Source organism: Mucilaginibacter sp., assembly GCF_039925265.1.
In the GTDB taxonomy this organism is placed as follows: domain Bacteria; phylum Bacteroidota; class Bacteroidia; order Sphingobacteriales; family Sphingobacteriaceae; genus Mucilaginibacter.
This window is the reverse complement of record NZ_JBDSZG010000051.1, coordinates 1-6010: the sequence shown is the minus strand read 5'-3', so window position 1 is coordinate 6010 and position 6010 is coordinate 1. Positions and strand designations below refer to the sequence as shown.

At 44.7% G+C, this 6010-nt stretch carries 6 protein-coding genes; 4 read left to right on the top strand and 2 right to left on the bottom strand.

Annotation, left to right across the window (positions count from 1 at the left end; all coding sequences use genetic code 11):
- The 4 genes from ABIX36_RS23385 to ABIX36_RS23370 form a co-directional block, all read left to right on the top strand.
- On the top strand, positions 1-731 hold a 731-nt coding region (locus ABIX36_RS23385; RefSeq protein WP_348084585.1), incomplete at its 5' end, for a DUF5131 family protein.
- Between the two features lie 38 nt (positions 732-769).
- The gene (locus tag ABIX36_RS23380; protein ID WP_348084584.1) at positions 770-925 is read left to right on the top strand and encodes a hypothetical protein; all 156 of its coding nucleotides are present in this window, start codon (positions 770-772) and stop codon (positions 923-925) included.
- Complete coding sequence (locus ABIX36_RS23375) at positions 882-2204, top strand: carboxylesterase family protein (RefSeq protein ID WP_348084586.1); 1323 nt, start codon at positions 882-884, stop codon at positions 2202-2204. Before ABIX36_RS23380 ends, ABIX36_RS23375 begins: the two co-directional genes overlap by 44 nt.
- A gap of 257 nt (positions 2205-2461) precedes the next feature.
- Entirely contained in the window at positions 2462-3982 is a 1521-nt protein-coding gene (locus tag ABIX36_RS23370; protein ID WP_348084583.1) for a family 43 glycosylhydrolase, read from the top strand.
- A 52-nt stretch (positions 3983-4034) separates the two neighbouring features.
- Here ABIX36_RS23370 and ABIX36_RS23365 read toward each other — a convergent pair whose 3' ends face one another.
- Entirely contained in the window at positions 4035-4940 is a 906-nt protein-coding gene (locus ABIX36_RS23365) for a helix-turn-helix transcriptional regulator (RefSeq protein ID WP_348084582.1), read from the bottom strand.
- Between the two features lie 58 nt (positions 4941-4998).
- On the bottom strand, positions 4999-6009 hold the full coding sequence (locus ABIX36_RS23360) for an aldo/keto reductase (RefSeq protein ID WP_348084581.1): 1011 nt from the start codon (positions 6007-6009) through the stop codon (positions 4999-5001).
- Position 6010 lies beyond the last annotated feature (1 nt).

Sequence of the window (6010 nt, the reverse complement as noted above, 5' to 3'; positions counted from 1 at the left end):
TGTCTGTCATTTGGAACCTGTGGCACGGTTGTATAAAAATCAGTGAAGGCTGCAAAAACTGTTATGTTTTTCGCAGGGATGCACTTTATGGGATAGACAGTAGAAATGTCTATAAAACAAAAAGCTATGACCTGCCCATTAAAAAAAAGAGGGACGGAACTTTTAAAGTTCCTCCTGGAGAACATTTGTGGACATGCTTCTCTTCGGATTTTTTTATAGAAAATGCTGATGAATGGAGAGACGAGGCCTGGTCAATGATGAGAATAAGGAAAGATCTTTCATTTTCCATTGCTACAAAGAGGGTTGACCGAATCGAGAAGTGCCTGCCTGGGGATTGGGGAACTGGTTATCAGAACGTCTCTTTGCTCTGCTCAGTAGAAAATCAAAAACAGGCTGATTTGCGGTTACCTCTGTTCAGGGACGTCCTCATTAAAAATAAATCACTTATATGCGAACCCTTATTAGGGCCTATTGATCTCACAGAATACCTTGCCGACGGTTGGATAGATCAGGTTATTGTTGGCGGAGAGTCTGGCGATAAAGCAAGACCCTGCAATTTCGAATGGGTAGAAGCCATTAGGCAAGCTTGCATTAAAAACAATGTGACTTTCATTTTCAAACAGACAGGAGCTCATTTTATCAAAGATGGGAAAAGCTATAATATAGTCCGAAAACTACAATCGATGCAAGCCAGAAAGGCAAATCTTAATTTCACTCCACATAAAGATTAGCAACAACTCTGCAACAAATGGTATAAACTCTAAATGTTATGAATAGCGAAAAAACAACCACTACCCCGCCGATCCGTTCATGGCTGGGCATCCCGTACGCTACCGCAAAACGCTTCCGCCGGCCCATATTGCTGCCCGTTCAACCCGGACCTGCCTTACGACCAAAAGGGGCCTGCACCCCTACAAGCCGGTGACACCAGTTGGCTTGAGGCCGACAATGGCTTTAGCGAGGAGTGCCTGAACCTCAACGTTTGGGCACCTGAGCACGCCGGAGGCCAACCGCTTCCTGTTCTCGTCTACATTTTTGGCGGTGGCTTCGAGCTCGGATCAAACACACAAACCACATCAAATCTTTCCGGGCTTGCTGCTTCCGGCCGTTGCATTGGTATATCACTGAATTATAGGCTCGGCCCCTTCGGGTGGCTCTCGCTCTCCCAGTACGGGGGCGAGTTGGCGGAGGCCAGCAACCTCGGCCTGCAGGACATCATCACCGCCCTCAATTGGGTAAAGGCGAACATCACCCGTTTCGGCGGCGACCCGGACAACGTCACAGTCACCGGCCACAGCGCTGGCGCCTTCTGCACCCTCGGCCTCCTTGCCGCGCCATCAGCCGACGGCCTTTACCACCACCTGGCTGCTTTCTCCGGCATGGCTTCACGTCTTGTGCCCGCTTGGGGAGCGGAGGAACGCGCGTTGGCGGTGCTCACCGAGCTCGGGATCCAGGACGATCCAGAGCAGTTGCTAAACATCGACGCGATGTTACTCGCCGAGACAATGAGCAAGACACAACTTGCGGACCCCGGTGCTCGGCACGGCATCGACAACAATGTCATCGCCATTGTGGATGACCACACCCAGCCGGGTGGCATCATCGCGGATCATCCCCTGCGGATCCTCGAATCCGGACGGCATCGGGACATCGACATCCTGTTCAGCAGCACCACTCACGAGACTGACTGGTGGGTCCTTCACAAAACTGAGGACTTCGATCCGGGCAGCATCAGCGACCTCGTCAAGGAATTCTCCTCGACAAATCGAATCCAACACAGTCGCTCCCGCGCGGTCATCGCCGCGTACGACATTGATGGGCGCACTCCAGTTCAAGTCCGCGGGGCATTGCTCACCGACTTTTCCTTTACCCTGCCCCACGTCCGTGCGGCGCTCGCCCATGCAGCAGCAGGCGGCAACGCTTACCTGCTCAGCATTGGCCCTGTCGAGGGTGCACACGCGGTACATGGTACGGAGATGTACGGTATCGTAGGGCAGGTACGCTCCGGACAAAGCGACGAGCAAGCTGCCCGTGATACCTTCGTCCGTGACACCCTCCTCGACTTCGCTACAGGCAACTACGACCGGCTTTGGAACGCCGTAACCACGAAACCCACCTCACACGGCATCGGCAACTCACCATACGAGCCCACTGCCCACGCGGCCGAGGTGCTGCGTACCTTCGAGGGCATCGAACGTACCTGAGCATGTAGACGTAATATCTTGACTTAACCACCTCAAGCGACGTGGAAACTGTTAACACAGGCACCGTAGAATTGAGGTGCAACCGATGTTAAAAGATTGTAAGTATATCTTACAAACTTGTAGCAGTAGGTATTTTAAAGAAAAGCAAATTATATGATGTTTTTATAGCTAATGTTAAGTGAGAATTTACAGTCTGGATGTCTAAAGTGCATAGTTTAACTATCTTCGGGACCAGTAAATTAAATAGATAACAAATTATGAATTACATCAAAAATATCGCTTTAGCTGCAACCCTTTGTTTATCGGCTTTTTTAGCCAAGGCGCAGAAGCCAGGTCAAAGCAAAACAAAGGGTGATGCATATTTTGTTAATCCTATTTTTGCTGGCGACTACCCCGACCCAAGCATTATGCGCGAGGGAGACAATTACTACATTGTACATTCATCTTTTGAGTTTTATCCCGGCCTGTTAATCTGGCAATCAAAAGACCTGGTCAACTGGACTCCGGTTACACATGCACTGAACAAATATGTGGGATCGGTATGGGCGCCAAACCTGGTTAAGTATAAAAACAAGTATTATATCTACTTCCCTGCAAATAATAGCAATTTTGTTGTTACCGCCGATTCTATCAATGGTCCCTGGACTGAGCCCGTTGAACTGAAGGCTAATTTTATTGATCCCGGGCATTTTACCGATAAGGACGGTAAGCGGTATCTTTATTTCAACAACGGCGGCTATTTGCCGTTGTCGGATGATGGGATATCTATAACCGGTGAATTAAAACCGGCTTATAGCGGCTGGAAGATTCCGCGTGAATGGTCAATAGAGTGTTTTTGTTTGGAAGGACCTACAATAGCCAAACGGGGTGATTATTATTACCTAACCGTAGCCCAGGGCGGTACAGCCGGTCCTGCAACAAGCCACATGGTAATCTCAGCACGCTCCAAAACACCATTCGGCCCATGGGAAAATTCGCCCTATAATCCCATAATCCGTACGAAAGACAACTCAGAAAAATGGTGGTCAAAAGGTCACGGCAGTTTAGTAGAAGGTACTAATGACAAATGGTGGATGGTATATCATGCTTACGAGAAAGGCTATTATAATATGGGCCGTCAAACGCTGCTTTCACCTGTGGAATGGACAAAGGACGGTTGGTTTAAAATACCCGGCACCATTAAGAGTGATGCGCCGATACTAAAACCAAAACAAAGCACTTTAACAAGTTCATTTACGCTAAGCGATGACTTCAGCGGTCATAGCCTAAAACCCCAGTGGCAGTTTTTTGGTGAATATGATGCCACAAGATTTCACCTGAATGATGGCGGTTTAACAATAAAGGGCAAGGGCAAATCTGTAGCTGATTGCGCTCCTTTAACTTGTATTCCTTCAACCCACTCTTATACGGCACAGGTGGAATTATTTATAGAGGGAAATGCTACCGGAGGATTGACACTTTTTTACGATAACAAGTATTATTCGGGAATATTGGCCGATAAGCAAAACATTTTGGCTAACCTTAGGGGGTGGCAGTTCCCAACGGAAAAAAATGCGATAAATAAACATGTGTTTCTGAAGATCAGGAACATAAAAAGTACTGTTGATATGTATTACAGTATTGATGGACGAAACTGGATTAAAATAAAAAACTCTGTTGAGGTATCCGCTTACAATCATAATGTACTGGGTGGTTTCCTCAGTTTACGACTGGGATTGTGTGCTGTAGGTGATGGTACCGTTAAATTCAAAAACTTTATTTATCAACCCATAAATTAACATCAATGATTATTTTAGACAGTATGCGTTCGAAAGCGCCATTATGATTTACTCAATTAAAAGATTGTTTAAATTTTAATGGCGTTGTAAGCGTTTTCTTTTTGAATAGTTTGCTGAAAGATTGCGGGTATTCAAAACCCAATTGGTAGGCAATTTCATTTACAGACAAGTTGGTTGTAGTGAGCAGTTCTTTTGCCTGCTCAATAAGATAATTATGCAGGTGTTGCTGTGTTGTTTGCCCTGTGAGGTTTTTGAGCATATCATTAAGGTAGTTGGCAGATACAAAAAGTTGGTCAGCAAAATATTGTACCGTTGGCAGTCCTGATGTTACCGCTTTTTCTTCGGTAAAATATTCTTTTAAAATAGTTTCGAATCTCAGGAGCATATCACTGGATACCTTTTTTCGGGTAACAAACTGACGGGTATAAAACCGGTTACAATAGCTCAATAAAAGATCTATATGTCCAATTAAAACATCTTGAGTATGACTATCGATCCTTTCTATAATTTCCTTTTGCAGATTTTCCATCAAGCCGGCAATAATACTGTCTTCGGCTTCTGAAAGATGTAAAGCTTCATGAGTAGCATAATCAAAGAAACCATACTCTTTTATTTTTTTTGCAAGTGGATACCCGTGTAGGAAATCGGGATGGATAACCAGCATCCAGCCGTCTATTTTGTTAGGCTTATCACCTTCCAGGCTTATCAGTTGCTTAGGTGCAAAAAAAGTCATTGTACCACTGTCAAAATCATAATATTTCTGGCCGTACTTAACCCTTCCATCAAAATTCCTTTTCAAAAAGATGGTGTGGAAATTAAACACGATTTGCTCCAAATCCTTGCTGGCTTCCGGGCTGATATCTTCCAATCTCACGACACTTACCAATGGATGCGTTGGTTTTTTAAGCTTCATCACAGCGTGAAAGCCGGATACAGAATTGAAAATATGTTGCGCCATTTTTGACATTATAAACAGTAAAGAAATCGCCAGCGTATAACTGCCGGCGATCTGTATATTACAAATTTACAGCTTTCATGTTTTCAGCATCGTACCTGGCGCCTGTGTCTTTACCTAAAGGAATGATCTTTTCGAGACGATTCATGTCTTCGTTCGTAAGGGCGACGCTCGTAGCAGCAATGTTTTGCTCCACGTATTTTACGCGTTTGGTGCCCGGAATGGGTAAATGCCCTTTGGCTATCACCCAGGCTAAAGCCAGTTGCGAAGATGTGATTTCTTTCTCTGATGCTATTTTCTCTATTTCATTTAACAACTGTATGTTTTTCTCAAATTGCTCGCCTTGAAAACGTGGAAGGTGCCTTCGGAAATCATCCGCAGGCATATCATCCAGTTTTTTTATTTCTCCTGAAATAAATCCTCTTCCTAATGGAGAATAAGCAACTAAACCAATATTTAATTCATTTAGCGTGGCTACAATCCCTAATTCTTCTACCTGTCTTTCAAAAAGTGAATACTCTGTTTGCACCGCGGTTATAGGATGAACTGAATGCGCTTTTTTGATGGTATCTGAACCGACTTCCGATAATCCGATATAACCTATTTTTCCTTCTTTCACCAAGTCTGCCATTGCCTCAACGGTTTCTTCAATTGGGGTTTTCTGGTCAAGACGATGCAAATAATATAAATCGATATAATCTGTATTCAGATTTTTAAGAGAACGTTCAACAGCTTTCTTTACATAAGCTTTAGTGCCATTGATATTGGTGGTTCCCTGCCCATTATCATCTATTTCATAACCGAATTTCGTAGCGATGATATATTTTTCACGGTTTCCGTCAATTGCTTTCGCAACCAGGCGTTCGTTTTTCAACGGGCCATATATATCTGCGGTGTCCAAAAAATTACCACCCAATTCAAGAGATCGGTGAATGGTGGCAATGGTTTCTTTTTCATCTGCCTTTCCGTATATATTCGCTCCCCAACTATCTGTCATACCCATACAACCTAAGCCGATTGTCGGAACTGATAGTCCCTGATTGCCCAATTTCACTTCTTTAATGTCGCTCATA

Bases quoted from the DNA above. Each gene is read 5' to 3' on its own strand.
- ABIX36_RS23365 (WP_348084582.1), bottom strand. From the start codon at position 4,940: ATGGCGCAACATATTTTCAATTCTGTATCCGGCTTTCACGCTGTGATG.
- ABIX36_RS23380 (WP_348084584.1), top strand. From the start codon at position 770: ATGAATAGCGAAAAAACAACCACTACCCCGCCGATCCGTTCATGGCTG.
- ABIX36_RS23370 (WP_348084583.1), top strand. From the start codon at position 2,462: ATGAATTACATCAAAAATATCGCTTTAGCTGCAACCCTTTGTTTATCG.
- ABIX36_RS23360 (WP_348084581.1), bottom strand. From the start codon at position 6,009: ATGAGCGACATTAAAGAAGTGAAATTGGGCAATCAGGGACTATCAGTT.